Annotated in this window: 23 protein-coding genes and 1 tRNA gene; 16 read left to right on the top strand and 8 right to left on the bottom strand. The window is 55.1% G+C overall.

Annotation, left to right across the window (positions count from 1 at the left end):
* Nucleotides 1-92 precede the first annotated feature (92 nt).
* Genes PGR23_RS01475 through yejF form a run of 5 tightly spaced genes read left to right on the top strand, consistent with a single transcriptional unit; the run spans nucleotide 93 to nucleotide 7238 of the window.
* A complete protein-coding gene (locus PGR23_RS01475; protein ID WP_063414626.1) occupies nucleotides 93-1655 on the top strand; it encodes a cyclic di-GMP phosphodiesterase in 1563 nt (520 codons plus the stop codon).
* 57 nt (nucleotides 1656-1712) lie between these two features.
* Nucleotides 1713-3518 carry an extracellular solute-binding protein gene (locus PGR23_RS01470; RefSeq protein WP_396279523.1) on the top strand — a complete coding sequence of 602 codons (1806 nt, stop codon included), beginning with the start codon at nucleotides 1713-1715 and terminating at the stop codon, nucleotides 3516-3518.
* A 9-nt stretch (nucleotides 3519-3527) separates the two neighbouring features.
* Complete coding sequence (locus PGR23_RS01465; protein ID WP_020078276.1) at nucleotides 3528-4622, top strand: microcin C ABC transporter permease YejB; 1095 nt, start codon at nucleotides 3528-3530, stop codon at nucleotides 4620-4622.
* Complete coding sequence (locus PGR23_RS01460) at nucleotides 4622-5647, top strand: microcin C ABC transporter permease (RefSeq protein ID WP_396279522.1); 1026 nt, start codon at nucleotides 4622-4624, stop codon at nucleotides 5645-5647. The genes PGR23_RS01465 and PGR23_RS01460 overlap by 1 nt, the downstream gene beginning before the upstream one ends.
* A gap of 1 nt (nucleotide 5648) precedes the next feature.
* Nucleotides 5649-7238 (top strand): microcin C ABC transporter ATP-binding protein YejF, encoded by a 1590-nt coding sequence (gene yejF, locus PGR23_RS01455; protein WP_047043211.1) that lies wholly within the window; start codon nucleotides 5649-5651, stop codon nucleotides 7236-7238.
* A 3-nt stretch (nucleotides 7239-7241) separates the two neighbouring features.
* Here the strand turns inward: yejF and PGR23_RS01450 are convergent, their stop codons facing one another.
* The 3 genes from PGR23_RS01450 to rsuA form a co-directional block, all read right to left on the bottom strand.
* Nucleotides 7242-7586 carry a YejG family protein gene (locus PGR23_RS01450; RefSeq protein ID WP_045391356.1) on the bottom strand — a complete coding sequence of 115 codons (345 nt, stop codon included), beginning with the start codon at nucleotides 7584-7586 and terminating at the stop codon, nucleotides 7242-7244.
* 331 nt (nucleotides 7587-7917) lie between these two features.
* On the bottom strand, nucleotides 7918-9114 hold the full coding sequence (locus PGR23_RS01445) for a Bcr/CflA family multidrug efflux MFS transporter (protein WP_045391357.1): 1197 nt from the start codon (nucleotides 9112-9114) through the stop codon (nucleotides 7918-7920).
* Nucleotides 9111-9830 carry a 16S rRNA pseudouridine(516) synthase RsuA gene (rsuA, locus tag PGR23_RS01440; RefSeq protein WP_047043216.1) on the bottom strand — a complete coding sequence of 240 codons (720 nt, stop codon included), beginning with the start codon at nucleotides 9828-9830 and terminating at the stop codon, nucleotides 9111-9113. Before rsuA ends, PGR23_RS01445 begins: the two co-directional genes overlap by 4 nt.
* A gap of 147 nt (nucleotides 9831-9977) precedes the next feature.
* On the opposite strand from rsuA, the gene PGR23_RS01435 reads away from it, so the two are divergent.
* Together PGR23_RS01435 and rplY are read left to right on the top strand one after the other, a co-directional pair.
* Nucleotides 9978-11735, top strand: a complete 1758-nt coding sequence (locus tag PGR23_RS01435; protein ID WP_316423274.1) for a DEAD/DEAH box helicase — start codon at nucleotides 9978-9980, stop codon at nucleotides 11733-11735.
* 136 nt (nucleotides 11736-11871) lie between these two features.
* Nucleotides 11872-12156: a 50S ribosomal protein L25 gene (gene rplY, locus PGR23_RS01430; RefSeq protein WP_015365674.1), complete on the top strand. Its 285-nt coding sequence runs from the start codon at nucleotides 11872-11874 to the stop codon at nucleotides 12154-12156.
* A 58-nt stretch (nucleotides 12157-12214) separates the two neighbouring features.
* On the opposite strand, the gene PGR23_RS01425 is transcribed toward rplY, so the two are convergent.
* On the bottom strand, nucleotides 12215-13102 hold the full coding sequence (locus PGR23_RS01425) for a LysR family transcriptional regulator (RefSeq protein WP_045391365.1): 888 nt from the start codon (nucleotides 13100-13102) through the stop codon (nucleotides 12215-12217).
* A gap of 103 nt (nucleotides 13103-13205) precedes the next feature.
* On the opposite strand from PGR23_RS01425, the gene PGR23_RS01420 reads away from it, so the two are divergent.
* Nucleotides 13206-14492 (top strand): serine hydrolase domain-containing protein, encoded by a 1287-nt coding sequence (locus tag PGR23_RS01420; protein WP_045391367.1) that lies wholly within the window; start codon nucleotides 13206-13208, stop codon nucleotides 14490-14492.
* A 20-nt stretch (nucleotides 14493-14512) separates the two neighbouring features.
* On the opposite strand, the gene PGR23_RS01415 is transcribed toward PGR23_RS01420, so the two are convergent.
* Nucleotides 14513-15109 carry an NUDIX domain-containing protein gene (locus PGR23_RS01415; RefSeq protein ID WP_047043222.1) on the bottom strand — a complete coding sequence of 199 codons (597 nt, stop codon included), beginning with the start codon at nucleotides 15107-15109 and terminating at the stop codon, nucleotides 14513-14515.
* A gap of 81 nt (nucleotides 15110-15190) precedes the next feature.
* On the opposite strand from PGR23_RS01415, the gene PGR23_RS01410 reads away from it, so the two are divergent.
* The gene (locus PGR23_RS01410) at nucleotides 15191-15952 is read left to right on the top strand and encodes a DeoR/GlpR family DNA-binding transcription regulator (protein ID WP_047078287.1); all 762 of its coding nucleotides are present in this window, start codon (nucleotides 15191-15193) and stop codon (nucleotides 15950-15952) included.
* A gap of 39 nt (nucleotides 15953-15991) precedes the next feature.
* Here PGR23_RS01410 and yejK read toward each other — a convergent pair whose 3' ends face one another.
* Complete coding sequence (gene yejK / locus PGR23_RS01405) at nucleotides 15992-16999, bottom strand: nucleoid-associated protein YejK (RefSeq protein ID WP_396279520.1); 1008 nt, start codon at nucleotides 16997-16999, stop codon at nucleotides 15992-15994.
* A gap of 188 nt (nucleotides 17000-17187) precedes the next feature.
* Here yejK and PGR23_RS01400 point away from each other — a divergent pair, with 188 nt between their 5' ends.
* From PGR23_RS01400 to PGR23_RS01380, 5 genes are all read left to right on the top strand, one after another.
* Nucleotides 17188-17415 (top strand): YejL family protein, encoded by a 228-nt coding sequence (locus PGR23_RS01400; RefSeq protein ID WP_045377048.1) that lies wholly within the window; start codon nucleotides 17188-17190, stop codon nucleotides 17413-17415.
* A gap of 19 nt (nucleotides 17416-17434) precedes the next feature.
* Nucleotides 17435-19195 (top strand): LPS biosynthesis-modulating metalloenzyme YejM, encoded by a 1761-nt coding sequence (gene yejM / locus PGR23_RS01395; RefSeq protein ID WP_045391375.1) that lies wholly within the window; start codon nucleotides 17435-17437, stop codon nucleotides 19193-19195.
* Nucleotides 19196-19271: 76 nt separating this feature from the next.
* Nucleotides 19272-19348, top strand: a tRNA-Pro gene (locus PGR23_RS01390).
* Between the two features lie 338 nt (nucleotides 19349-19686).
* The gene (locus PGR23_RS01385) at nucleotides 19687-20001 is read left to right on the top strand and encodes a cupin domain-containing protein (protein WP_045391377.1); all 315 of its coding nucleotides are present in this window, start codon (nucleotides 19687-19689) and stop codon (nucleotides 19999-20001) included.
* 32 nt (nucleotides 20002-20033) lie between these two features.
* Nucleotides 20034-20861: an aminoglycoside phosphotransferase family protein gene (locus PGR23_RS01380; RefSeq protein ID WP_396279519.1), complete on the top strand. Its 828-nt coding sequence runs from the start codon at nucleotides 20034-20036 to the stop codon at nucleotides 20859-20861.
* Nucleotides 20862-20976: 115 nt separating this feature from the next.
* Here the strand turns inward: PGR23_RS01380 and PGR23_RS01375 are convergent, their stop codons facing one another.
* The gene (locus tag PGR23_RS01375; RefSeq protein ID WP_045376845.1) at nucleotides 20977-21432 is read right to left on the bottom strand and encodes a GNAT family N-acetyltransferase; all 456 of its coding nucleotides are present in this window, start codon (nucleotides 21430-21432) and stop codon (nucleotides 20977-20979) included.
* 227 nt (nucleotides 21433-21659) lie between these two features.
* Here PGR23_RS01375 and PGR23_RS01370 point away from each other — a divergent pair, with 227 nt between their 5' ends.
* Both PGR23_RS01370 and eco read left to right on the top strand, forming a co-directional pair.
* A complete protein-coding gene (locus tag PGR23_RS01370; RefSeq protein WP_045391382.1) occupies nucleotides 21660-22769 on the top strand; it encodes an AI-2E family transporter in 1110 nt (369 codons plus the stop codon).
* Nucleotides 22770-22898: 129 nt separating this feature from the next.
* The gene (gene eco / locus PGR23_RS01365) at nucleotides 22899-23390 is read left to right on the top strand and encodes a serine protease inhibitor ecotin (protein WP_045391384.1); all 492 of its coding nucleotides are present in this window, start codon (nucleotides 22899-22901) and stop codon (nucleotides 23388-23390) included.
* A 46-nt stretch (nucleotides 23391-23436) separates the two neighbouring features.
* Here the strand turns inward: eco and mqo are convergent, their stop codons facing one another.
* Nucleotides 23437-25071, bottom strand: a complete 1635-nt coding sequence (gene mqo, locus PGR23_RS01360) for a malate dehydrogenase (quinone) (RefSeq protein ID WP_047043232.1) — start codon at nucleotides 25069-25071, stop codon at nucleotides 23437-23439.
* Between the last annotated feature and the right edge of the window lie 158 nt (nucleotides 25072-25229).

Here is a 25229-nt window from a genome sequence, read left to right as displayed (position 1 = left end):
GTCTTTACAAGCTATGCCTTTTAAAGGAAATGGAACCATACTCTTCTGGCACCCCATTGGCATGATTCAATTATACGGACAGATTCTGGCCTATGCTAACCCGCTACTTTTCACCCCGACGTAAAATCTGGCTCACCAGTATTTGCATTGGCGTTGCCGTCGCGCTACTGGCCGGCAGCATCCAGTTTATGGTTATCTACCACAACCGCTCTGAACGTTTCGATCAGATAATCAATAACGTCAGTCACTACCTTAATAGTTATTTCGCCGATTTAAGCGAAACCATCGAGGGCCTGCAGCCTCTGCTCGATCAGCCCTGTGAGCATATTGACTCCGGCCTGGCTGCCAGCGCCGCCTTCAGTCCGAACGTACGCGCCTTCCTGCTGGTGAAAAACGGTAAAGCGTTCTGTTCATCCGCCACTGGCGCAATGAACACACCGTTTAAACAATTGATACCGCAGCTTGATATCAATAAACCCCTGGATATGGCCATCCTCCAGGGCACACCGATGATGCCGGACACCGCCGCGTTGGCAATGTGGGTGCAACACCCCGGCGATCGAGACAGCGGCATTTTTGTATCCATCAATGCTAATCTGACGCCTTACATCCTCTATACCGCACGGCAGAATGACTTCAACGGTATTGCGCTGGCCATCGGCCATACTGCGATTTCGACCTTCAGCAGCAAAATTATCGATCCGCTATCATTGCCCAATGAGCCGATACGCCAGATTCAGGTTCCGGGGCTACCGCTAAAAGTGTATCTCTTTTCCAACAGCTGGTTTGGCGAGAATACCCAGTTCGCCCTGCTGCTCGGCGTGGTATGCGGCATGCTTGCCGGCTTACTCAGCTACTACATCCTGACGATCAAATCCGATCCGCGGAAATCGATCCAACTGGGCATCAAAAACAACCAGTTCTACGTGGTCTACCAGCCGGTGGTAAAGGCCGATACCCTGCAGATTAGCGGCGTTGAAGTGCTGATGCGCTGGCGGCATCCGGTGGTGGGTGAAATCCCGCCAGACGTCTTTATTAATCTGGCGGAAACGCAGCAGATGATCGTGCCGCTCACCCATCACCTGTTAATGTTGATTGCCCGCGATGCGCCGACTCTGCAGCGCATTTTGCCGCGCGGCACCAAGCTTGGCCTGAATATCTCCCCCGCCCACCTGCATGCCGCCGAATTTCAGCAAGATATGCGACGTTTTGCTGCCGCGTTACCCGCAAACTACTTCGACGTCGTGCTGGAAATAACCGAGCGTTCGATGATCGATAAAAACCGGTCGATGGCTATTTTTGAGTGGCTGCACCAGCAGGGCTTCGAAATTGCTATTGATGATTTTGGTACCGGCCATAGCGCGCTAATTTATCTTGAGCGCTATAACTTTGATTATCTGAAGATCGATCGTGGTTTTGTGCAGGCGATCGGTACCGAAACCGTCACCTCTCCCGTCCTGGATGCGGTATTAACGCTAAGCCGCCGCCTGCAGTTGAAAACCGTGGCAGAAGGCGTAGAAACACCGGAGCAGGCGGAATGGCTGCGCGCTCACGGCGTGAAATATCTGCAAGGTTACTGCTTCAGCCGGCCGCTGCCGCTGGATAAACTGGTTGCCGCTCATGATGAACCGGCAAATTATTTCACAAGCCGCTGAGGGTCGCTTATGATGCGAAACCATCGGGGTTAATGGTCAGAGGATGATATTCCAACTATGTTTGCGCGCATCGGCCTGCTGCTGCTGGCTTTATTTAGCCTTAGTAGCCAGGCGCAAACCATAAAAGAGAGCGAGGCGTTCGCTATTATCGGCGAGCCAAAGTATGCCGTTGACTTTCATCACTTCGATTACGTCAATCCGGATGCGCCAAAAGGCGGTGGTATTACGCTTGCCGCCATTGGCACCTTCGACAATTTCAATCGCTACGCCCTGCGCGGTAATCCCGGCGTACGCACCGATGCGCTGTATGACACTCTGTTTACCACCTCGGACGATGAACCGGGCAGCTACTACCCGCTGATTGCCGATCGCGCGCGCTTTACCGATGATTTCTCGTGGATGGAAATTACCATCAACCCGCGCGCCCGCTTTCATGACGGTAGCCCGATTACCGCCAGCGACGTTGCTTTCACCTTTCAAAAATTTATGACCGAAGGGGTGCCGCAGTTCCGTCTTATTTATAAAGGGACGACCGTCAAAGCTATCGCCCCGCTGACGGTGCGCATCGAACTGGCCAAGCCGGGCAAAGAAAATATGCTCAGCCTGCTGTCCCTGCCGATAATGCCCGCGTCATTCTGGCGCCATCATAAACTGAGCGACCCCCTTTCAACGCCGCCGCTCGCCAGTGGCCCCTATCGCATCAGCAGTTGGCGGATGGGGCAATATATTGTCTATTCGCGAGTCGAGAACTACTGGGCCGCCGACCTGCCGGTAAACCGCGGGCGCTGGAACTTCGACACGATTCGCTACGACTACTATCTCGACGATAACGTCGCTTTCGAAGCCTTCAAAGCCGGAGCGGTAGATATGCGCGAGGAGAGTTCGACAAAAAACTGGGCGACGCGCTATATCGGGCGCAACTTTAGCAACGGTTATATAGTGAAAGACGATCGCACGACTACCTCGGCAAAGGATACCCGCTGGCTGGCTTTTAATACTCAGCGCCCGGTCTTTGCCGACCGCCAGGTGCGTGAAGCCATCACCCTTGCATTTGATTTCGAATGGATGAATAAGGCGCTGTTTTACGGCGCCTACAGTCGACCAAACAGTTACTTTCAGAATACAGAATATGCCGCTCGTGATTACCCGAAGGCCGATGAACTCACTTTGCTGGCGCCGTTGAAAAAAGATGTGCCGCCAGAGGTCTTTACCCGGATTTATCAGCCGCCCGTTTCCAACGGCGATGGGTTTGATCGCGCCAATTTACTTAAAGCAGATGCCCTGTTGAACCAGGCGGGATGGGTGCTAAAAAACCGTCAGCGGGTAAACCGTAAAACCGGCAAACCGCTGCGCTTTGAGCTGCTGCTCGCTTCCGGCGGCAACGTCAGTTGGGTACTACCGTTCCAGCATAATTTACAGCGTTTAGGCGTGACGATGGATATCCGTCAGGTGGATAACTCCCAGGCCACCAGCCGACTGCGGAGCCGCGATTACGACATGATGCCTTCGCTGTGGCGCGCCACCGCCTGGCCAGATACGGGTTTACAGGTTTCGTGGGCCTCGGACTATATTAACTCCAGCTATAACGCGCCGGGAGTGCAGAACCCGGCGGTCGACGCGCTGATTGCGCAGATCGTTCGCTGGCAGGGCAACAAACAGAAACTCCTGCCGCTGGGCCGCGCGCTCGACCGGGTGCTGACCTGGAACTATTACATGCTGCCGATGTGGTATATGGCGCAGGACAGGACGGCTTACTGGAATAAATTTTCCTTCCCGCAAACACGCCCGACCTACTCCTCCGGTTTTGATGGCTGGTGGTACGATGTTAACAAAGCCGCCAGGCTTCCCGCGGACCGACGTTAAGGATTAAAGATGGGCGCCTACCTGCTCCGCCGACTATTACTGGTGATCCCGACGCTCTGGGCCATCATCACCATCAATTTTTTTATCGTGCAGATTGCGCCAGGCGGTCCGGTCGATCAGGCGATCGCCGCCGTGGAGTTCGGCGACCGCAGCGGGTTGCCCGGCGCAGGAGATAGCGGTATGGGCGCCAGTCATGCGCGTACCGGCGTTGGCAATATCAGTGAAGGTCATTATCGCGGCGGGCGTGGGCTCGATCCGGAAGTGATTGCCGAAATCACCCACCGCTACGGTTTCGATAAACCGATTCACGAACGCTACTTTAAGATGCTCGGCGACTATCTGCGCTTTGATTTTGGCGATAGCTTGTTTCGCAGCGCTTCGGTGCTGCAGTTGATTAAAGACAGCCTGCCGGTGTCTATTACCCTCGGCCTGTGGAGCACGCTGATTATCTACCTGGTGTCGATACCGCTGGGGATCCGTAAAGCCGTCAGTAACGGCAGCCATTTCGACGTCTGGAGCAGCACATTTATCATCATCGGTTACGCCATCCCGGCGTTTCTGTTCGCGATATTACTGATCGTGATTTTCGCCGGCGGCAGCTATTTCGATCTTTTTCCGCTGCGCGGCCTGGTCTCCGCTAATTTTGATAGCCTGCCGTGGTATCAGAAGATCGCCGACTATCTCTGGCATATCACCTTACCGGTGCTGGCGACGGTGATCGGCGGTTTCGCCGCCCTGACGATGCTGACTAAAAACAGTTTCCTTGATGAGATCCGCAAACAGTATGTGGTGACGGCCCGCGCCAAAGGCGTCGGGGAAAAACAGATCCTGTGGAAACACGTTTTTCGCAACGCCATGCTGCTGGTGATTGCCGGTTTTCCCGCCACCTTCATTAGCATGTTCTTTACCGGCTCGCTGCTGATTGAGGTGATGTTCTCGCTCAATGGTCTTGGGCTGCTCGGCTACGAAGCCACCGTGTCGCGCGATTACCCGGTGATGTTCGGCACTCTGTATATCTTCACGTTAATCGGCCTGTTATTAAACATTGTCAGCGACATCAGCTATACGTTGGTCGATCCGCGTATCGATTTCGAGGGCCGCTAATGTCATTTCTCTCCCCCGTTAATCAGGCCCGCTGGGCGCGTTTTCGCCACAACCGCCGCGGCTACTGGTCGCTATGGATCTTCCTGGCGCTGTTTATTTGCAGCCTGTGCGCCGAGCTTATCGCCAACGATAAGCCACTGCTGGTGCAGTATCGCGGTAGTTTGTACGTACCGGCGCTGAAAACCTATAGCGAAACGACCTTCGGCGGTGATTTTGCCACCGCCGCCGACTATCAGGATCCCTGGCTGCAAAAACGGCTGGCGGAAAACGGTTGGGCGCTGTGGGCCCCGGTGCGTTTCGGCGCCACCAGCATCAATTTCGCCACCGACAGCCCCTTCCCTTCGCCGCCGTCCAGGCACAACTGGCTGGGTACCGACGCTAACGGCGGCGATGTATTCGCACGGATCCTCTATGGCGCGCGGATCTCATTATTATTCGGTCTGCTGCTGACGCTCTTCTCCAGCGTGCTTGGCGTGCTTGCCGGGGCGCTGCAGGGCTACTACGGCGGTAAGCTCGACCTGTGGGGGCAGCGTTTTATCGAAGTATGGTCCGGAATGCCGACGCTATTTTTAATTATTCTGCTCTCAAGCGTAGTGCAACCTGATTTCTGGTGGCTGCTGGCAATCACCGTTTTATTTGGCTGGATGACGCTGGTCGGGGTGGTTCGCGCCGAATTCCTGCGCACCCGCAACTACGATTATATTCGCGCCGCACAGGCGCTGGGGGTCAGCGATCGCCATATTATCCTGCGCCATATGCTGCCGAATGCGATGGTCGCCACCCTCACCTTCCTGCCGTTTATTTTGTGCAGTTCGATAACCACCCTGACCTCGCTCGATTTTCTCGGCTTTGGCCTGCCGCTAGGCTCGCCGTCGCTGGGCGAACTGCTACTGCAGGGGAAAAATAACCTGCAGGCGCCGTGGCTGGGGATGGCGGCATTTTTGTCGGTGGCGGTGCTGCTGACGTTGCTGATTTTCATTGGCGAAGCGGTCCGCGACGCCTTCGATCCGAGTAAGGCGGTATAACATGAGCCAGCCGTTATTAGACATTGACGACCTCTCTATCGCCTTCCGCCAGCAAGGGGCAAGCCAAACGGTAGTTAGCAACCTGACGCTGCAGATTGCCGCGGGTGAAACGCTGGCGTTGGTCGGCGAATCCGGCTCCGGCAAGAGCGTCTCCGCGCTGTCGGTACTGCGCCTTCTGCCCTCGCCGCCGGTTAGCTATCCCAGCGGCGATATCCGCTTTCACGGCCAGTCGCTGCTGCACGCCGATGAGCGTACCCTGCGCGGGATCCGCGGCAACCGCATCGCGATGATTTTCCAGGAGCCGATGGTCTCGCTCAATCCGCTGCATACGCTGGAGAAACAGCTGTACGAGGTGCTCTCGCTGCACCGCGGCATGCGCAAAGAGGCGGCGCGCGGCGAAATCCTCGACTGTCTGGATCGGGTTGGCATCCGTAACGCTTCACGGCGGCTTGCCGACTATCCGCACCAGCTTTCCGGCGGCGAACGCCAACGGGTGATGATCGCCATGGCGCTGCTGACGCGCCCGGAGCTGCTCATCGCCGATGAACCAACCACCGCGCTGGACGTCTCGGTGCAGGCGCAAATTCTGCAACTGCTGCGCGAACTGAAGCATGAGCTCAACATGGGGATGTTGTTCATCACCCACAATCTAAGTATTGTCCGCCAGCTTGCCGACCGGGTGGCGGTGATGCAAAACGGCCGCTGCGTCGAAGAAAACGGCTGCCGGGAGCTGTTTCAGGCGCCCGCGCATCCGTATACCCGCCGCCTGCTGGATAGCGAACCGACCGGCAAACCGGTGCCGCTATCCGCCGATGCGCCCATCCTGCTGCAGGCCCGCGATCTCAACGTCGCCTTCCCAATCCGCAAAGGGATCCTGCGCCGGGTGGTCGATCACAATCGGGTGGTCAACCATCTGACTTTTACCCTGCGGGCCGGAGAAACGCTGGGGCTGGTGGGAGAATCCGGCTCTGGCAAAAGCACCACCGGGCTGGCGCTGCTGCGGCTGATTAACTCCAGCGGAGAAATGCAGTTTGCCGGCGAGTCGATCCAGGGGCGAAATCGCCGCCAGATGCTGCCGCTGCGCCGACGCATTCAGGTCGTTTTTCAGGATCCGAATTCATCGCTCAACCCGCGCCTGAGCGTCCTGCAGATTATCGAGGAAGGATTACGCGTTCATCAGCCAACGCTGACGCCCGCGGAACGTGAACAGGCGGTGATTCAGGTGATGCAGGAAGTGGGGCTCGACCCCGCGACGCGACAGCGCTATCCGGCGGAATTCTCCGGCGGCCAGCGCCAGCGTATCGCCATTGCCCGGGCGCTGATCGTCAAACCGCAGCTGATTGTGTTAGATGAACCGACTTCATCACTGGATAAAACCGTGCAGGCGCAGATCCTGGCGCTGCTGAAGACGCTACAGCAAAAGCATCAGCTGGCCTATCTGTTTATCAGCCACGATTTACGTGTTGTACGGACGCTCTGTCATCAGGTGATAGTGCTGCGGCAGGGAGAAGTCGTCGAGCAGGGTGAATGCGAGCGCGTATTTACGGCACCGCTTCAGGAGTACACCCGCCAGCTGCTGGCGTTAAGCTGACGGTCAGAAGGGGTTGTTGCCAGAGAAAGGCTCGGCAATGGCCACGCCGAAATTTTTCAGTCGGCAGGTAGCGGCAAACTCATCCTGCATATTAACGAACAGGCACGGCTCGCCTTCACACTCAAGAATGGAACAATCCACTTCAATGTCGCTCAGCGCCTGGCTCAGCGTACGCATCACCGGCCACGCTTTCTCGCCGTCCGGGCTGAGCAGTTTTAATGCCACCAGGCTATTTTCACCCTGCGCGCCGTTTTGCGGAATCGGTTCAACTCTTGAACCCGCAAAACCGGCCAGCCAGCGATAGCTCTGCGGCAGTCGGTGTACGATAGAGAGTTGCTGTGTATTCACTTGGTTTCCCCGGAAGCAAAAGGCTTCACAATAAATTTACATCAATATTAACACATTGTTGACAAATAGTCCTGCAACAGCTTAGAAAACGCTTACACCCGCATCGGGCCAGGGCTAACAGCTTATTATCCAGAACTTTATAGTTGCCTTGCGGAAACAGTTCGCGGCTATATGTACCCGTTTCTGTGATCCAAAACAACTTTTTTATCGCAACATTGCGACTTTTTACACTAATTGATTTTACATAAAAGAAACAAATAGCTAAACAGGGAAGCCGATTTCGGTTGATATGTATCAAAAAAGGGGCGGAAATCGCCCCTGAAAATGTGACTTAATGTGCGACTTTTCGTCGCCGGCTGGCGTACAGATAGAAGAGAATGGAGCTCGCGGCGCAAAAAGCGATAGAAATCAGCATCGGCCAGGCGGTGGTAAAGGTGGCCATCGACAGCAACGCGCCGATAATCGCGCCAATCCCAAAACGAAATGTTCCGGCCAGCGACGATGCGGTTCCCGCCATATGCGGAAACTCGTCGAGGATCACCGCCATGGCGTTAGAGGAGACCATTGATACGCAGCCGACGAACGCCGCCACGCCCACCACCAGCGACCAGAAACCAACATCAAGCAGCGCGCAAACCACCATCCACACCGCCATCGCCAGCTGGATCCACAGCCCGGCGCGGAACATATTCAATGCGCCGACCCGGCGAACAAAGCGGCTATTAATGATGGTCATGATGAACAGGAACACGATATTCAGCGCAAAATAGTAGCCAAAGTGCTGCGGCGACACGTGATTAATGTTGATGTAGACGAATGGACCCGCGCTGAGAAATGAAAACATGCCGGCAAAACTAAAGCCGCTGGCCAACATATAGCTGAGTACCCGCTTGTGGCGGAACAAGGTGGCGAAGTTGCCAAGCGTGGTGCGAATATGAAATTTCTGCCGTCTTTCAACCGGCAGCGTCTCGCTAATAAAGAAAGCGATCATCGCCGACGCCAGCAGCGCCGCCAGCGCCAGGATCCAGAAAATCGCGTGCCAGCTGAACCACACCAGCACCGCGCCGCCGACCATCGGCGCCACCAGCGGCGCAATGGTGGTGACCAGCATGACAAATGACATCATGCGCGAGAACTCTTCTTTCGGGTAAATATCGCGCATCAGGGCGTTGATCACCACGCTGGCCGCCGCGGCCGCCAGGCCGTGGAAGAAACGCATAGTAATCAGCATCTCGATGGTCTGCGATAACGCGCAGGCCACCGCCGCCGCGGCGAAAATCAGCGTCCCGCCGAGGATCACCGGTTTACGGCCAATGCTGTCGGCCATCGGCCCGTACAGCAGCTGGCCCAGCGCAAAGCCCAGAATATAGGTGCTGAGCGTCATTTGCGCGCTGCCGTCCGGCACGTTGAACTGCGACGAGATAACCGGTAGCGCCGGCAGATACATATCAATCGACAGCGGCATTAACATGGCCAACAGGCCAAGAATAAACACAATCCCCAATGAAGAATTCTGCTTTGTCGTCACGTTTTACTCCGTGCTTGTGGGGCGCCAACGCTGGCGATTTCGTCAGCCGTCAGCGGGCGGTATTCGCCGGGCTCCAGCGACGCATCAAGGGTAATATCGCCGATACGTTCGCGATGTAATCCCACGACGTGGTTACCCACCGCCGCGAACATGCGTTTTACCTGGTGGTAGCGGCCTTCGCTGATGGTCAGGCGCACTTCTGTCGGAGTGATGACTTCGAGGACAGCAGGTTTGGTGAGATCTTTTTCATTATGCAGCTGCACGCCTTTGGCAAACTGCTCGGCGACGCCCTCTTCCAGCGGATTTTCCAGCTCCACCAGATAGGTTTTTTCGCAGTGATGGCGCGGCGAAGTAATGCGGTGCGACCACTGCCCATCATCGGTCATCAGTACCAGACCGGTGGTGTCGATATCCAGACGCCCGGCGGCGTGCAGCTTATGGGCAACCGGCTCATCGAGAAAATAAAGCACCGTTGGATGATCGGGATCGTCTGTTGAACAGACATAACCCTGCGGCTTGTTGAGCATAAAGTAACGGGGGCCGTGCTGCTGGGTCAGCGTATTGCCGTCATATTCCACCTCGTGCTCCGGCTGGAGCTTAAAGGAGGCATCTTTCACAATGTCGCCGTCCACGGTAACGCGGCTGCCGCGGATTTCACGCCCGGCAATAGCACGGCTGACGCCAAGCTGCTGAGCGATAAACTTATCAAGTCGCATGAGATTTTTTAGCCTGTAATAATGCTGGAGCGGGCATCTCGCCCGAAAAAGAAGAATTCCATTGGTTAGTATAACGGGGTCTTAACACCACTCAAGGGAAAAGATTCATGGCATACTATTTGCGAGTTAATTAACCCCCGAGAATTGATGACTTTTACACTACGTCCCTACCAAAAAGAGGCGGTCGACGCCACGCTCGCCTGGTTTCGCCGTCACCATGAGCCGGCCGCCATCGTGCTGCCGACCGGCGCCGGCAAAAGCCTGGTGATCGCCGAACTTGCGCGGCTGGCGCGCGGACGCGTATTGGTTCTGGCCCACGTTAAAGAACTGGTGGCGCAGAATCACAGTAAATACTGTGCGCTTGGCCTGGAAGCCGATATTTTCGCCGCCGGTCTGCAGCGTAAAGAGAGCCAGGGCAAAGTGGTCTTCGGCAGCGTGCAGTCGGTGGCGCGCAATCTTGAGCAGTTTCAGAGCGAATTCTCCTTACTGATCGTCGATGAGTGCCACCGTATCAGCGACGATGACGACAGCCAGTATCAGCAAATCATCAGCCACCTGCGGCAGGTGAATCCACAGCTCAGGCTGCTTGGCCTGACCGCGACCCCCTTCCGTCTCGGCAAGGGGTGGATCTATCAGTTCCACTATCACGGTATGGTGCGCGGAGACGAGAAAGCGCTGTTCCGCGACTGCATCTACGAGCTGCCGCTGCGTTATATGATTAAGCACGGCTACCTGACGCCGCCTGAGCGCCTCGATATGCCGGTGGTACAATACGATTTCAGCCGCCTGCAGGCGCAGAGCAATGGCCTGTTCAGCGAAGCCGACCTTAACCATGAGCTGAAAAAACAGCAGCGCATCACGCCGCATATCGTCAGCCAAATCGTTGAGTTTGCCGAAAGCCGTCAAGGCGTGATGATTTTCGCTGCGACCGTCGAACATGCGCGGGAAATTACCGGCCTGCTGCCGCCCGCGCAGGCGGCGCTGATTACCGGCGAAACGCCGGGGCCGGAGCGCGATCGCATCATCGAAGCTTTTAAAGCGCAGCAGTATCGCTATCTGGTGAACGTCGCGGTACTGACCACCGGCTTTGACGCGCCGCACGTCGATCTTATCGCGATTCTTCGGCCAACAGAGTCGGTAAGCCTTTACCAACAAATTGTTGGCCGCGGCCTGCGTCTGGCGCCGGGCAAAACCGACTGCCTGATCCTCGACTATGCCGGCAACCCTCACGACCTGTATGCGCCGGAAGTCGGCACGCCAAAAGGCAAAAGCGATAATGTCCCGGTACAGGTCTTCTGCCCGGCCTGCGGTTTCGCCAATACTTTTTGGGGGAAAACCACCGCCGACGGCACGTTGATTGAGCATTTTGGCCGTCGCTGCCAGGGCTGGTTCGAAGACGATGACGGCCATCGCGAACAGTGCGACTTCCGCTTTCGTTTTAAAAACTGTCCGCAGTGCAACGCCGAGAATGACATTGCCGCCCGCCGCTGTCGCGAGTGCGATACTATTCTGGTCGACCCGGACGACATGCTGAAGGCGGCGCTGAAGCTTAAAGACGCGCTGGTGTTGCGCTGCAGCGGCATGGCGCTGCAGCATGGCAGCGATGAAAAAGGCCCGTGGCTGAAAATCACCTATTACGATGAGGACGGCGCCGATGTGAGTGAGCGCTTCCGTTTGCAAACGCCCGCCCAGCGTACCGCCTTTGAGCAGTTGTTTATCCGCCCGCATACCCGTACTCCGGGCGTGCCGCTACGCTGGATAACTCCGGCAGACATCATTGCCCAGCAGGCGCTGCTGCGCCATCCGGACTTTGTCGTCGCCCGGATGAAGGGGCAATACTGGCAGGTGCGGGAAAAAGTGTTCGATTATCAGGGCCGTTTCCGTCGCGCCAATGAGCTGCGTTAATCCGCCAAAAACTGAGGTTTTGATTGCCGCTGTGCCGATAGGCGGCTATAATGCCGCCCGCTTTTGCATTCGCAAAGCAGATAATCTGCCTGCTGCTGGGTCGCCTGTTGCAGGCTTTATATATAGAGAGACATCAATGTTTACTATCAACGCAGAAGTACGTAAAGAGCAGGGTAAGGGTGCGAGCCGCCGCCTGCGCGCAGCTAACAAGTTCCCGGCAATCATCTACGGTGGCGAAGCTGCTCCGGTTGCTATCGAACTGGACCACGACAAACTGTGGAACATGCAGGACAAAGCTGAGTTCTACGGCGAAGTTCTGACCCTGGTTGTCGATGGCAAAGAAGAGAAAGTTAAAGTTCAGGCTGTTCAGCGTCACGCGTTCAAGCCGAAACTGACCCACATCGACTTCGTTCGCGCTTAATCGCCGATAGCAAGTTGTATGGCAAACGCCCTGGTGTCTTCTGACCCGGGGCGTTTTGTTATCTGCGTCGCCATAACCCTGGCGCGTCGTCAACAATCTCTCCCAGCGCGCGGTGTTTATTCATTCCCGGCAGCCACAGCATCACCATAGTAACGTTAAGCCCCTGATTACCGACCTCGGTGGCTATTTCTGCAACCCCCTGCCACTCGTCGGGCCGTAAATGGTCGGGTAAAAAACCCCAGCCCTGCCCCTGCTCCATAGCGTGGCGCAACATGGTGATTTCATTCATATACAGCGTATGGCCGGATATCTGCAACCGGCGGGCGATTTGATCGTCGCTGCGCCGGTGCATGACTAACTGCGGGGTGAGCGATAAATTCAGCAACGTCAGCGGCCTTGCGGCATCAGCGAACAACCGCTGCGCGGCGTAAAAGCGTAAATCAACGGTACCCAGCGCCCGCCACTCCATTTCGCTACCCAGCGTACGATTGTTAGCCTGGCAAATGGCCATATCCGCGACGTCATCGCTCAACGCCTGCTCGGCTTCGCGACGCGAAGCGCTCCAGCAGCTTAAACGGATCTGCCGCCGGGCAAGCGTATCGGCCAGCAAACAGAGAAATTCACGCGGCACGAACGGATCGTACACCAGGCGTAACTCCTGCCAGGCCGTTTGCGGCAGCGTTTGCGCAAAAGACTCGAAAGCCTGCGCCTGTCGCAACAACAGGTGCGCCTGGCGAAAAAGCTGCTCTCCCTCGGCCGTTAAAGTCAGGCTACGCCCTTCACGGCTGAATAGCCGGTAGCCCAACGCATCTTCCAGGTAATCCAGCAGATCGCGAAGCGTCGTACGGTCTTTCCCTAAACGGATCGCCGCCCGCGACAGGCTGCCGGTCTCAGCAATCGTCGCGAAGGCTTCAATCTGTGCAAATGAATACTGCAGGGTTTTCATCCTTCTCTCCCTTTCGGGGGAAAATCCCCCATAGAGTGATTTTAGCCGCCGCGCGCCGGTTTATATACTGCGATGCGAATCTATGGCAAACGAGGGAATGAAAATGATAAGAAAACCACTGGCTCTGGCGTTAATTTTGGCGGCGCTGCCGGCGGCGGCAATGGCGCAAAACTGCGGCGGCCTGACGCTGGATGTCTGCCCCACGCCTTACGATCAAACGCTACCCGCGGCCAAAGACATGCTCACCTGGGATCAGGCGTCACGCGTCGTTGGCTTTCGTAATGACTATCGCAACTATGCTGGCGATGTTTTCCGTCACGGCGACTCGGTCCCGCTGGAGCGCGCTAAAAAGCAGCTGACCGATGCCCGCTACACGCTCAACGGCCACACCTGGAATTTGCAAGATTACCTGAAGCGCGAAAACGTCAGCGGTATGCTGGTGCTGAAAGATGGCAAAGTCGCCTGGAAATATCTCGCCGAAGGTAATACCGACACCACGCTGTGGACCTCGCGCTCGGTGGGTAAATCGGTCGTCTCGACGCTGGTCGGTATCGCTATTCAACAGGGTAAAATCCACTCCCTTGATGACCTGATTACCGTTTATGAACCCGAACTGAAAGGCACCGCCTGGGATGGCGTGACGCTCAAGCAGCTCATTCAACATACCAGCGGCGTGGAATGGAATGAAGATTACACCAATCCACAGTCGCACTTCGCCCGCCTGACCCAGTGTGAAGCGCAGCCCGGCGCCTATGATTGCGTGCGTAAAATTGTGTCGACGCTGTCGCGCAAACACCCGGCAGGCGAGCAGTGGTCCTACTCTTCCGGCGGCGCCTGGCTGCTGGGCGATGTGCTGGAACGCGCAACCGGTATGTCGCTGGCCGCCTGGCTTGAACAATCACTGTGGCAGCCTGCGGGCATGGCCCACGATGGCGTGTGGCACGCCTACAAAAAAGGACAACATGATGTCGGCGCCCACGGCTTTAACGCCACCCTCGAAGACTGGGGACGCTTTGGCGAGTTTGTCGCCCGCGATGGCCGCCTGAGCAACGGTGAACAGCTGGTGCCCGCAGGCTGGTTCGATCAAGCCGCGAGCTGGACAAAAGCGCTGAACTCGGTTTCAGCAGCGCATCCGGAAGGTATCTACGGCTATCAATGGTGGAATAACGCCATTCCGGCCAATGCGCAAAACGTGCAGCCGACGCCGCAGGAAGGGCTCAAAGGCTCGCTGTGGGCGCTGGGGATCTACGGCCAGGTGATAATGGTCAACCGTGCGGAACATCTGGTGATCGTGCAGTGGTCAACCTGGCCACAGGCGGAACCGTCCTTTAACGCGCAACCGCTGGAAGCGGCGCTGATGTACAGCGCCATTGCCCGCGAATTGCGCTAATCTTGCCGGCTCCTTGCCGCTTAACCGGCAAGGAGCGTGTCGGCATTTAACGCCAGGTGCTGCAGCAACATAATGGTTTTCGCATCCACGATTTCGCCATCGCGAATGGCCCGTAACGCCCGCGCCAGCGGCCACTCCAGCACTTCAATATCCTCTCCTTCCGCCGCCAGCCCGCCGCCATCGCCACGGCGATCGTCAGCGGAGTATTCGGCAATAAAGAAGTACAGCTTCTCGGTCACCGACCCCGGACTCATAAACGCGGTGAATACCGGTTCAATACGGGTGACGCGAAAACCGGTCTCCTCTTCCGCTTCGGCGATAATGCGCTCTTCCGGCGAGGCGTTATCCAGTAACCCCGCGGCGGCCTCGATCAGAAAGCCGTCGTGACCGTTGATCCACACCGGAAAACGAAACTGGCGGATGAGCACCACGCTCTGCTTGTGGCGATTGTAGAGCAGAATAACCGCGCCGTTGCCGCGGTCGTAGGCTTCCCGGCTCTGCTCCTGCCAGCGTCCATCACGACGCAGCAGTTCGAAGGTATATTTTTTCAGCGTGTACCAGTTATCTGACAAGAGCGTTTCGCGAACGTGGCGAACGCGCGGTGCGTCTACATGCATGTTTTTCCCCTTCTAAGGTGACAGCGGGCAACATAACATGCATAATCGTGCATAAACAAGGTCAATCGTGAAGTGAACAACATGCTCGCCAGCCAGAGAAAACAGCACATCCTGCAGATCCTTGCCGCAGAAAAACAGGTGATGTCGGGAGAGTTAAGCCAGCGCTTTAAAGTCTCCGAAGACTCCATTCGTCGCGATCTGCGCGAACTGGCGGCGGAAGGTAAACTGCAACGGGTCCACGGCGGCGCGCTGCCGGTATCCGCCGCTATCGCGCCAATCGAAAGCAGAAAAAGCGTGCAGATGGCTTCCAAACAGGCGATAGCCCGCCGGGCGGCGGCGCTTATCCAGCCAGGACAGGTGGTCATCGTCGACGGCGGCACCACCACCACGGCGATGATCGCCGCGCTACCCGCCGACCTTGCTTGTACCGTGGTGACGCACAGTCCAGGGATCGCCGTGGCGCTGGTCGAGCATCCGCTGATCGACGTGATCCTGCTCGGCGGCACAATGTTTAAACATTCGGTAGTCACGGTCGGCGCCGAGACGCTGGCGGCGATGGCGCGGATTAATGCCGATCTGTTCTTTATGGGAGTAACGGGTGTGCACCCGCGGGTGGGCTTTACCACCGGTGATTATGAAGAGGCGGGCATCAAGCGCGCGCTGGCTGCCAGAGCCGCAGAAACCGTGGTGATGGCCTCTGCCGAGAAAATCAACTCCGCCTCCGCATTTGCCATCGGCGAGCTTAATCTTGCCAGCACAGTGGTTATCGACAGCGAACTGGATGACACGTTACGCCAGAAGCTTAAACAAAGCGGCGTCGGGATTATTCAGGTAGAAGGTTAACCCGGCGGCATCATGTTCCGCCGGGATAAGCAGCAGGGATTAATTACCGCCAGAAGTACGGCGCTGCAGCTGATCGCGCAGGTTCGGCGGCGTACCTTTGATGGTCAGCGTATCCGTTGCCGGATCCCAGAATACGCGCTCGCCTAACAGCATCGCATCAAAGTTAATGGTCAAACCGCCGCCGCTACCGGCAAATTTGGTCAGCTGGCGCAGCGTACTGCGGTCCGCCGGGAAGCTCTCTTCCAGCTCATAACCCTGTTCAGCGGTAAACTCCTGGAAACTCTTTTCGCCGACGCCGGAGAGCTCTTTAGACAGCGACTCCAGCTCGATCTCTTCGCCCGCCTGCAGCTGTTCGTTACAGTAGGCGTACACCTGCTGGCGCACGTTCTGGCGCTCGGATTTATCCAGCTGCGCGTCAGCGGCGAAATCATCCACCGCCTGCAGCAGACCGCGGTTCTGCGCTTTGGCGTTGAGCCCTTCGCTGGCGCCGAGGAAGTCCATGAAGAAATCAGCGACTTTACGCCCCACCCGCCCTTTCAGGAAGGTCAGGTAACGGGTCGATTCGGGATTGGTTTCCCACTCGGTCAGATCGATACGCGCCACGATGTCGGCATGGTTGATATCGAGGTAATGCGTGGAACTGATATCCAGCTCTTCGTTAACGCGCATGCTGCTCAGATTATTGAGCACCGCCACCAGCAGATACTCGACCGCCAGATAACGATACTGACAGAACAGCACAATGCCGCCTTCGGCAAACGGATACTTCGCCAGCTCATCGCGCAGGCGACCGGTTGCCGCACGGCTGAAAGGAAGAAATTCTTCTTCACCCTGACGCTGTAAACGCAACGCTTGCGCCAGCTCGCTCTCTTCATTAAAGAGGCCATAGGCTTTGCTTTTTGCGCTGTAGACACGATGCAGTTCAGCCATCATTTCCACGACAGTGGCATTTGGTTCCAGCAGCGACTCGCGCAGCACCAGTTCCAGATTCTGTTCATCACGTTTGATCAACTGATGCAGGGCAATCTGGTCGATATCCAGACTCATGTTAAACTCTCCTTTTAGACCGGGCGGTATTCAACCACCACCGGGACGATGACGCAACCGGCAGATGTCTGTTTCACGCTTGAGACTCGCGTTGCTGGGCGCTTTTACGCCGTGGCGAAAAAATGCGGAAAAAATGCTGCTGCTACGGTAATATGTTGCCCTTTCACGAACAAACAGATTTTGAGTTTATGCCACAAATATCCCGCTATAGCGATGAACAGGTCGAGCAGCTGCTCAGCGAGCTGACGAACGTCCTGGAAACACACAAAGCGCCGGTTGACCTGTCACTGATGGTGCTGGGCAATATGGTGACCAACCTGATTAACAGTAGCGTCGCGCCGGCGCAGCGTCAGGCAATCGCCCGTTCTTTCGCCCAGGCGCTGCAATCGTCCATTAACGACGATCCCGCGCACTAAGGATAACGAACAACAGTATATGGTGACTCTACGTCAGCCCTACCGAGAAAAAGTCTCCCAGATGGTCAGTTGGGGACACTGGTTTGCCCTGTTCAACATGTTGTTGGCCATGGCGCTCGGCAGCCGCTATCTTTTTGTCGCCGACTGGCCAACGACGCTTGCCGGGCGGGTTTTCTCGTATGTCAGCCTCGTTGGTCATTTCAGTTTTCTGGTGTTCACCAGCTATGTACTGATTCTCTTCCCGCTGACCTTTATCGTCGGCTCGCAGCGGCTTATGCGCTTCCTGTCGGTCATCTTCGCCACCGCAGGGATGACGCTGCTGCTGATCGATAGCGAAGTCTTCACTCGCTTCCACCTGCACTTAAACCCTGTCGTCTGGGAACTGGTGATTAACCCCGACCAGAACGAGATGGCTCGCGACTGGCAGCTGATGTTTATCAGCGTACCGATCATCTTCCTGATCGAGATGCTCTTCGCCACCTGGAGCTGGCAAAAGCTGCGCAGCCTGACGCGCCGCCGTCACTACGCGCGCCCCGTCGCCTGGTTTTTCTTTATTTCGTTTATCAGCAGCCACCTGATTTATATCTGGGCGGATGCTAACTTCTATCGCCCGATCACCATGCAGCGGGCCAACTTGCCGCTCTCTTATCCGATGACCGCTCGCCGCTTCCTTGAGAAGCATGGCCTGCTCGACGCTCAGGATTACCAGCGCCGTCTGGTTGAACAAGGCGCGCCGGAAGCGGTTTCGGTGCAGTATCCGCTGAGCGATCTGCGCTATCGCGACCTCGGCACGGGCTACAACGTGCTGCTCATTACCGTGGATAACCTCAACTATTCACGCTTCGAGAAGAACATGCCGCAGCTGGCTGCTTTTGCAAAAGAGAGCGTCAACTTTAGTCAGCATATGAGCTCCGGTAATAGTACCGATAGCGGAATGTTCGGCCTGTTCTACGGCATATCGCCGGGTTATATGGATGGCGTGCTCTCGGCGCGTATCCCGGCGGCGCTGATTACCGCCCTCAACCAACAGGGTTACCAGTTGGGCCTGTTCTCATCTGACGGTTTCAGCAGTCCGCTCTATCGTCAGGCGCTGCTGTCGGACTTCTCGCTGCCGGCGGCCAAAACGCAAAGTGACGAGCAAACGGCAGACCAATGGATCGGCTGGCTGGATCGCTACGCCCAGGATGAGAACCGCTGGTTCTCGTGGGTATCGCTGAACGGCACTAATATTGATAACAGCCAGCAGCAGAATTTTGCGCGCACCTATGGCCGCGCCGCAGGCGACGTCGATACGCAAATTGGCCGCGTGCTCGACGCGCTGCGCAAAGCGGGCAAACTGGATAATACGGTGGTGATTATTACCGCCGGGCACGGTATGCCGCTGGATAACAAGCAGGGTAAATTCGACTGGTCACGGGGCAATCTGCAGGTGCCGCTGGTTATTCACTGGCCGGGAACCCCAGCGCAGGAGATCGCCACGCTCACGGATAACAAAGACGTGATGACGACGCTGATGCAGCGTCTGCTGCACGTGTCGACGCCAGCGAATGAATATTCGCAGGGCGAAGACCTGTTTAGCCCGGCGCGCCGCCGCAGCTGGGTCACCGCGGCCAATAGCGATACTCTGGCGATTACCACGCCAACGATGACCGTGGTGCTCGACCACAACGGCACCTATCACACCTGGAACAGTAACGGCGAGAAGGTGAAAGACCAAAAACCACAGCTCAGCCTGCTGCTGCAGGTACTGACGGATGAAAAACGCTTTATCGCTAACTGATTGATTAATTTTGAATCAATCAGTTGTCGGTCGCTTGCATTCGATGGGGGAACGGGTAATATTATCCTCCACGCGTCGGCACGTAGCGCAGCCTGGTAGCGCACCGTCATGGGGTGTCGGGGGTCGGAGGTTCAAATCCTCTCGTGCCGACCAAAAACCTTCGAAAAACCAGCCTCTTATGGCTGGTTTTTTTGTGCTTGTTTTTTGCAGGGGGTGAAACCCCGTCGAAAAACTCGATCCTTCCTTCACTCCAGACCTGAAACGTGTCCCCCTGCCCGGCCTTTCTCTATAGATCATTCACCGCGTAACCGCCGGCTGTAACTACCCCTGCCCATCATGATGAAGCAGGACATCCGCCCCTCGCTCCCAGCGGAAATTCAACTCAGTAAATATATACTTCTTACTCAACCTGTTTTCCCATATTTGTTATATGACGGCAGGAAACTTATATGGCATAAGAGCAATAAACGCACATCAAAAGGAATGGCGCTATGTCGCTTTATGACCTCAGAACCGAAGCGCATGCATTACCTGAAGCCTGGCACTCTCATGTATTAGGCCGCATTGGCACTGCAAATCTTAAAGTTGTACGAATGGATGAACGCTCAGTAGCTGAAGAAGTACATGAGTATGACGAGGGGTTGCTGGTCATTAATGGACAACTGGAGCTGAGTGTGAAGGGAGAAAAAATCACTGTATCGTCTGGCCAGCTTTATGTGGCAAAAGCTGGCATTCCTCATACGGTAGATACGGGCAGCTTTGGTATACTGGTTATCATTGATTTACCCGAAACGGACGTTGTCTAAACGTTGATTGCAAGGATGTTAAAGACCGCTTTATGGATATGTTCAAGTTAACACCCTGGCTAAATTGCTGGAATCTCATTCCTGATAGCACCCCATTTGTCACTCATACGTCACAGTTGTATCCGGTCAAAACAGCAACCCATGGTATTAAAGCCATGTTAAAAGTCACTGATGATCCTGACGAACAAGCCGGTAATGCACTCATGGTATGGTGGGAAGGGAACGGCGCTGCCCATGTGATTGCACATGAAAAGGAAGCTATTCTTCTCTCAAGAGCCACAGGTTCCGCGTCTTTATCAGCAATGTCTCGTGGAGATAGGGATGATATCGCTTGTCGTATTTTATGTATGACTGCGAACCGGCTTCATTCATTCGCCAAAAGACCGTTCCCCCGGCTAACCTCCCTGCGTGAATGGTTTTATCCTCTAAAACCAGCCGCCTTGCAGTATGGCGGTATCCTGACACGTTGCGCAGAAATTTCAGAAGAGTTGCTTTCTTCTCCACGAGATGTGGTTGTATTACATGGCGACTTACATCACGGTAACGTGCTTGATTTTGAAACGTCCGGTTGGTTAGCCATTGACCCCAAAGGGCTGATAGGTGAACGGGGATTCGACTTTGCTAATATTTTTACTAATCCGGATCTTGGTTATCCGGTACCTGCTGTTGCGACTGTACCAGAGACCTTTAAACAGCGTCTAAGCATCGTTACCAGGATGGCAGACATGGATAAAGAGCGCCTGCTCAAATGGATAATTGCGTGGTGCGGTCTTTCAACCGCCTGGTCACTCTCAAGTAACGAAACGACTTCAATAACAATAAAAATTGCCGAACTGGCGATTGCTGAATTGGAATCGTGAGTGGGATATCGCCACTGGGTATGGTGATTTCCTGCACGCCCGCTTCGCGTCAAGAGTAGATACATCAGGAAACAAGCCAACAAGCACCTGAATATGAGTGTTTGCCAGACAGATTTTATCCCTTGGTATAAATATCAGGCCTGGTAATAGTCCAGGCGTAGTTTTCCTGGTTTACTGGCTGGTAGCCGAACTTTTCGTAAAGCCAGGGCGCGGTGGTGGTGAATAACATAATTCTGCGAAGCTGTTCAAATAAAGGATGATTATGCAAACATTCCATCATCCACCTTCCAAGCCCTTCTCCCTGATATTCTTCGAGCACATACACATCACAAAGATAGGCAAATGTAGCAAAATCCGTAATCAGGCGAGCGAAGCCTATCTGAGTATCATGATGATAAATGCCAAAATTAAGGCTGTTTTCAATTGATGTAGCGACAGTGTCAAGATTGATACCCTTGGCCCAGGTCGACCTTGTCAGATACCGATGGATAGCCTTAACATCCAGTTTTTCTCTGTCTGTACTGACCAGGTAGCTATTCTTGCGCCACTCGTAGATCTCGGAAATATTCACTTTCGGCCATACCTCAAATAGTTAGATAAACCCAAGCCTATCACCTGACGAAAAAATGTATGATTTAAATTGCACGGACGGATCGCCACACATGATCATGTCGTCTTGTAGCACATCTTTTTAATGTTTGTACTCCCCTTCCCGCTAAGACTGCGATTATCCTGATGGCAAATTGTTAAATTCCATCTATTATTCGACTGTATTCGTTATCATCTGGAGCGGACCCAATGAGAGTTAAAGGACTTCCCAAAGGATTTTTTATCCTTATTTTACTGATCGTTACCCTGGCCTTTTTTGACGTACTCTCCCCTTACTATTCCGCTATCCTGTGGGCCGCAATCCTGGCGGTGATATTTAATCCGATTAAAAACAATATCCGTACGCGCATCGGTGAACGCAACGGCATCGCGGCGCTCCTGACCGTCGTCATTATCTGTCTTATTGTTTTCACCCCGTTGGCGATTATCATTTCGTCGCTAGCCTTCGAGCTGAACGTGGTCTACACCAAGCTACAGCATAATGACACCCAGTTTCCGACGGTGGTCGCCAACCTGTTTGCCCATCTCCCGAGCTGGGCCAGAAGTTTCCTCTCAGAGCACAATCTCGATAGCGCGGAACAGATTCAGCAGCAACTATCCGATGCCGCCCTGAAAGGCGGACAATATCTGGCCGGTAGCGCCTTCCTGATCGGTAAAGGGACGTTTGGCTTCACCGTCAGCTTCGGCATTATGTTATACCTGCTGTTCTTCCTGCTGAAAGACGGCCCTTATCTGGTGCTGTTAATCCTTGAATCTTTGCCGCTATCCAATTATGTCAAACAGCACCTGTTTGCCAAATTCGCCGCCGTCGCGCGGGCGACGGTTAAAGGTACCGTTGCCGTCGCGCTGGCACAGGGGGCGCTCGGCGGCTTTGCATTCTGGATTGTCGGTCTTGATGGCAGCATTCTGTGGGGCGCTTTAATGGCTTTTCTGTCGCTCATCCCGGCGGTGGGCTCCGCCATTATCTGGGTGCCGGCGGCGATTTATCTGTTCGCCACCGGGCAATTGTGGCAAGGGGCGTTTATTGTCGGTTTCTTCGTCATTGTCATCGGCCTGGTGGATAACATTCTGCGTCCGCTGCTGGTGGGAAAAGATACCAAAATGCCGGATTACCTGATCCTGATTGCCACTCTTGGCGGCATGGAAATCTACGGTATCAACGGTTTCGTCATTGGCCCGCTGATTGCCGCCTTGTTTATTGCCTGCTGGAACCTGTTATCGGGGCGTGAACACGCCGGGAACGCCGACTTACTGGACGAAGAGTTTATTGAAGAAGCCAAAAACAGCCGCGATGAATAGCTGGCGCACGCTTCACTTCACTAGTGCATTTCACTATTCATAATGAAAATAATGGTAAATAACTCTTATCATTCAGGCCAATGATGTTAGTCTGTATTGGTTAGTAACGATAATAAAGGATGATCAACCGTGAAAAAAATCGCTACGCTTGCTGTTTCTCTGCTGGCCGTTGCCTGTGTTTCCACCAGCGCGTTAGCCGCTGAGCAGCCGTTGGAGAAAGTCGCCCCCTATCCGAAAGCGGAAAAAGGGATGAAGCGTCAGGTGATTCAGCTGCCGCAGCAGCAGGATGAATCCGCGTTAAAAGTTGAACTGATGATTGGCCAGACGCTGGAAGTCGACTGCAACCATCACCGCCTCGGCGGTCAACTGGAAAGCAAAACGCTGGAAGGCTGGGGCTATGACTACTATGTCTTTGATAAGCTGACGTCCCCGGTTTCCACCATGATGGCCTGCCCGGACGGTAAGAAAGAGAAGAAATTTGTTACCGCGGGTCTCGGCGATGCAGCCATGCTGCGCTACAACAGCAAGCTGCCGATCGTGGTTTATACTCCGGCCAACGTTGAAGTGAAATACCGCATCTGGAAAGCCGAAGAAACTATCGGTAATGCCGTGGAGCGTTAATCGCCAGCGGTAATACAAAACGGCAGCCCTCGGGCTGCCGTTTTTGTTATAGCGCGATATCCGCCATCGGTTTGCCGCCGGTCAGCGGCTTGAGTTCAGCCTGCGGCACGTCGTCTGCCGCGGTCGTCGGCTCGTAGTGTAGCCCCAGCACTTCACTGGTCCACGCCAGCGCCTGCTCAATAGCGGCCGGATTACCATCCAGACGCATGCCGTAGCTCGGCACGATCTCTTTCATCTTCGCCTGCCAGGCCGGCGTCTGTACTTTGTCTTTGAAGACTTTCTCCAACAGCTGCACCATGATCGGCGCCGCCGTCGACGCGCCAGGAGAAGCGCCCAGCAGAGCAGCTACGGTGCCTTCATCATCGCACACCACTTCGGTGCCAAGGCGCAACACGCCGCCCATCTTCTTATCACGCTTGATAATCTGTACACGCTGGCCGGCCTGCCACAGGCGCCAGTCTTCTTTGCGCGCCTCCGGGTAGTACTCGCACAGCGCGGCATGACGATCTTTATCTTTCTGCAATACCTGGCTAATCAGATATTTCACCAGGTCAAAGTTATCCATCCCGACGTTAAGCATCGGCAGAATATTCGAGGTATTGGTCGACGCCAGCAGATCCCAAAGGGAGCCGTTTTTCAGGAAGCGGGTCGAGAAGGTCGCGAACGGCCCGAACAGCACCACGCGTTTGCCGTCGATAATACGGGTGTCGATATGCGGCACCGACATCGGCGGCGCGCCAACTTCCGCCTGGCCATAGACTTTCGCCAGGTGATGATTAACCACTTCCGGGTTCTCACACACCAGGAACTGTCCGCCAACCGGGAAGCCCGCATACTCTTTCGCCTGCGGAATGCCGGTTTCCTGCAGCAGCGTCAGGGCAGCGCCGCCCGCGCCAATAAAGATGAATTTGGTTTTGATCGTCCGCTTCTGGTGACGATTGTTGGCATCCGCCAGCGTCACCGTCCAGCTGTTGTCCGCATTGCGCTTAAAGCGGCGAACGACGGTACCCAACTGGAGAGAGAAGTTATCATGCGTCTGTAGCCCGGCGATCAGCTGGCGAGTGATCTCGCCGTAGTTAACGTCGGTACCCATTTCGGTACGCGTTGCCGCGACTTTTTGCTGCGGATCGCGTCCTTCCATCACCAGCGGCGCCCACTCTTTGATCTGCTGATGATCTTCAGAATAACGAATACCGCGGAACAGTTCGCTCTGCTGCAGCGCCGCGTAGCGCGCGCGCAGGAAGTTAACGTTGTCTTCGCCCCACACAAAGCTCATGTGCGGCACGCTGTTAATAAAGGATTTCGGCTTAGTCAGGATGCCGCGGGTCACCTGGTGGGCCCAAAACTGACGAGAAATATGGAAGGACTCATTGATATCGACCGCTTTGTCGATATTGATCCCATTGGCGGTTTGCGGCGTGTAGTTGAGCTCCATCAACGCCGCATGGCCGGTACCCGCATTGTTCCAGCCGTTCGAGCTTTCCTCGGCAACGCTGGTCATCTGCTCGACCATGGTAATAGACCAATCCGGCTCCAGTTCCTGCAGCCAGGTTCCCAACGTGGCGCTCATGATACCGCCGCCAATCAACAATACATCCGTCTCTTGCTCATGGCGGGTGTTGGTCCGATTTGTATTGGAACCAACCGCCTGTGAGCTGGGTACGGCCATCTTTTTCTTCATCGGATTTGAGCCTTACTTTTACTCGCTTTTTTTATTTAGCGCAGGTGAAACGATTCTCGGGATCAAAGGTACCACCTGTACTCAAAAATTTAAATATTGTTTAAATTTTAAGTTGAGTTTTGAGATCTGTTATAAAAATGTTTAATAAATGTGTACAC

Origin of the sequence: Klebsiella sp. 141162 (assembly GCF_050600755.1) — a bacterium.
Classification (GTDB): Bacteria; Pseudomonadota; Gammaproteobacteria; order Enterobacterales; family Enterobacteriaceae; genus Klebsiella; species Klebsiella aerogenes.
This window is presented reverse-complemented; position numbering and strand designations above follow the sequence as displayed.

Bases quoted from the DNA above. Each gene is read 5' to 3' on its own strand.
- PGR23_RS01475 (WP_063414626.1), top strand. From the start codon at position 93: ATGCTAACCCGCTACTTTTCACCCCGACGTAAAATCTGGCTCACCAGT.
- PGR23_RS01470 (WP_396279523.1), top strand. From the start codon at position 1,713: ATGTTTGCGCGCATCGGCCTGCTGCTGCTGGCTTTATTTAGCCTTAGT.
- PGR23_RS01465 (WP_020078276.1), top strand. From the start codon at position 3,528: ATGGGCGCCTACCTGCTCCGCCGACTATTACTGGTGATCCCGACGCTC.
- PGR23_RS01460 (WP_396279522.1), top strand. From the start codon at position 4,622: ATGTCATTTCTCTCCCCCGTTAATCAGGCCCGCTGGGCGCGTTTTCGC.
- yejF (WP_047043211.1), top strand. From the start codon at position 5,649: ATGAGCCAGCCGTTATTAGACATTGACGACCTCTCTATCGCCTTCCGC.
- rsuA (WP_047043216.1), bottom strand. From the start codon at position 9,830: ATGCGACTTGATAAGTTTATCGCTCAGCAGCTTGGCGTCAGCCGTGCT.
- PGR23_RS01435 (WP_316423274.1), top strand. From the start codon at position 9,978: ATGACTTTTACACTACGTCCCTACCAAAAAGAGGCGGTCGACGCCACG.
- rplY (WP_015365674.1), top strand. From the start codon at position 11,872: ATGTTTACTATCAACGCAGAAGTACGTAAAGAGCAGGGTAAGGGTGCG.
- PGR23_RS01425 (WP_045391365.1), bottom strand. From the start codon at position 13,102: ATGAAAACCCTGCAGTATTCATTTGCACAGATTGAAGCCTTCGCGACG.
- PGR23_RS01420 (WP_045391367.1), top strand. From the start codon at position 13,206: ATGATAAGAAAACCACTGGCTCTGGCGTTAATTTTGGCGGCGCTGCCG.
- PGR23_RS01415 (WP_047043222.1), bottom strand. From the start codon at position 15,109: ATGCATGTAGACGCACCGCGCGTTCGCCACGTTCGCGAAACGCTCTTG.
- PGR23_RS01410 (WP_047078287.1), top strand. From the start codon at position 15,191: ATGCTCGCCAGCCAGAGAAAACAGCACATCCTGCAGATCCTTGCCGCA.
- yejK (WP_396279520.1), bottom strand. From the start codon at position 16,999: ATGAGTCTGGATATCGACCAGATTGCCCTGCATCAGTTGATCAAACGT.
- PGR23_RS01400 (WP_045377048.1), top strand. From the start codon at position 17,188: ATGCCACAAATATCCCGCTATAGCGATGAACAGGTCGAGCAGCTGCTC.
- yejM (WP_045391375.1), top strand. From the start codon at position 17,435: ATGGTGACTCTACGTCAGCCCTACCGAGAAAAAGTCTCCCAGATGGTC.
- PGR23_RS01385 (WP_045391377.1), top strand. From the start codon at position 19,687: ATGTCGCTTTATGACCTCAGAACCGAAGCGCATGCATTACCTGAAGCC.
- PGR23_RS01380 (WP_396279519.1), top strand. From the start codon at position 20,034: ATGGATATGTTCAAGTTAACACCCTGGCTAAATTGCTGGAATCTCATT.
- PGR23_RS01370 (WP_045391382.1), top strand. From the start codon at position 21,660: ATGAGAGTTAAAGGACTTCCCAAAGGATTTTTTATCCTTATTTTACTG.
- mqo (WP_047043232.1), bottom strand. From the start codon at position 25,071: ATGAAGAAAAAGATGGCCGTACCCAGCTCACAGGCGGTTGGTTCCAAT.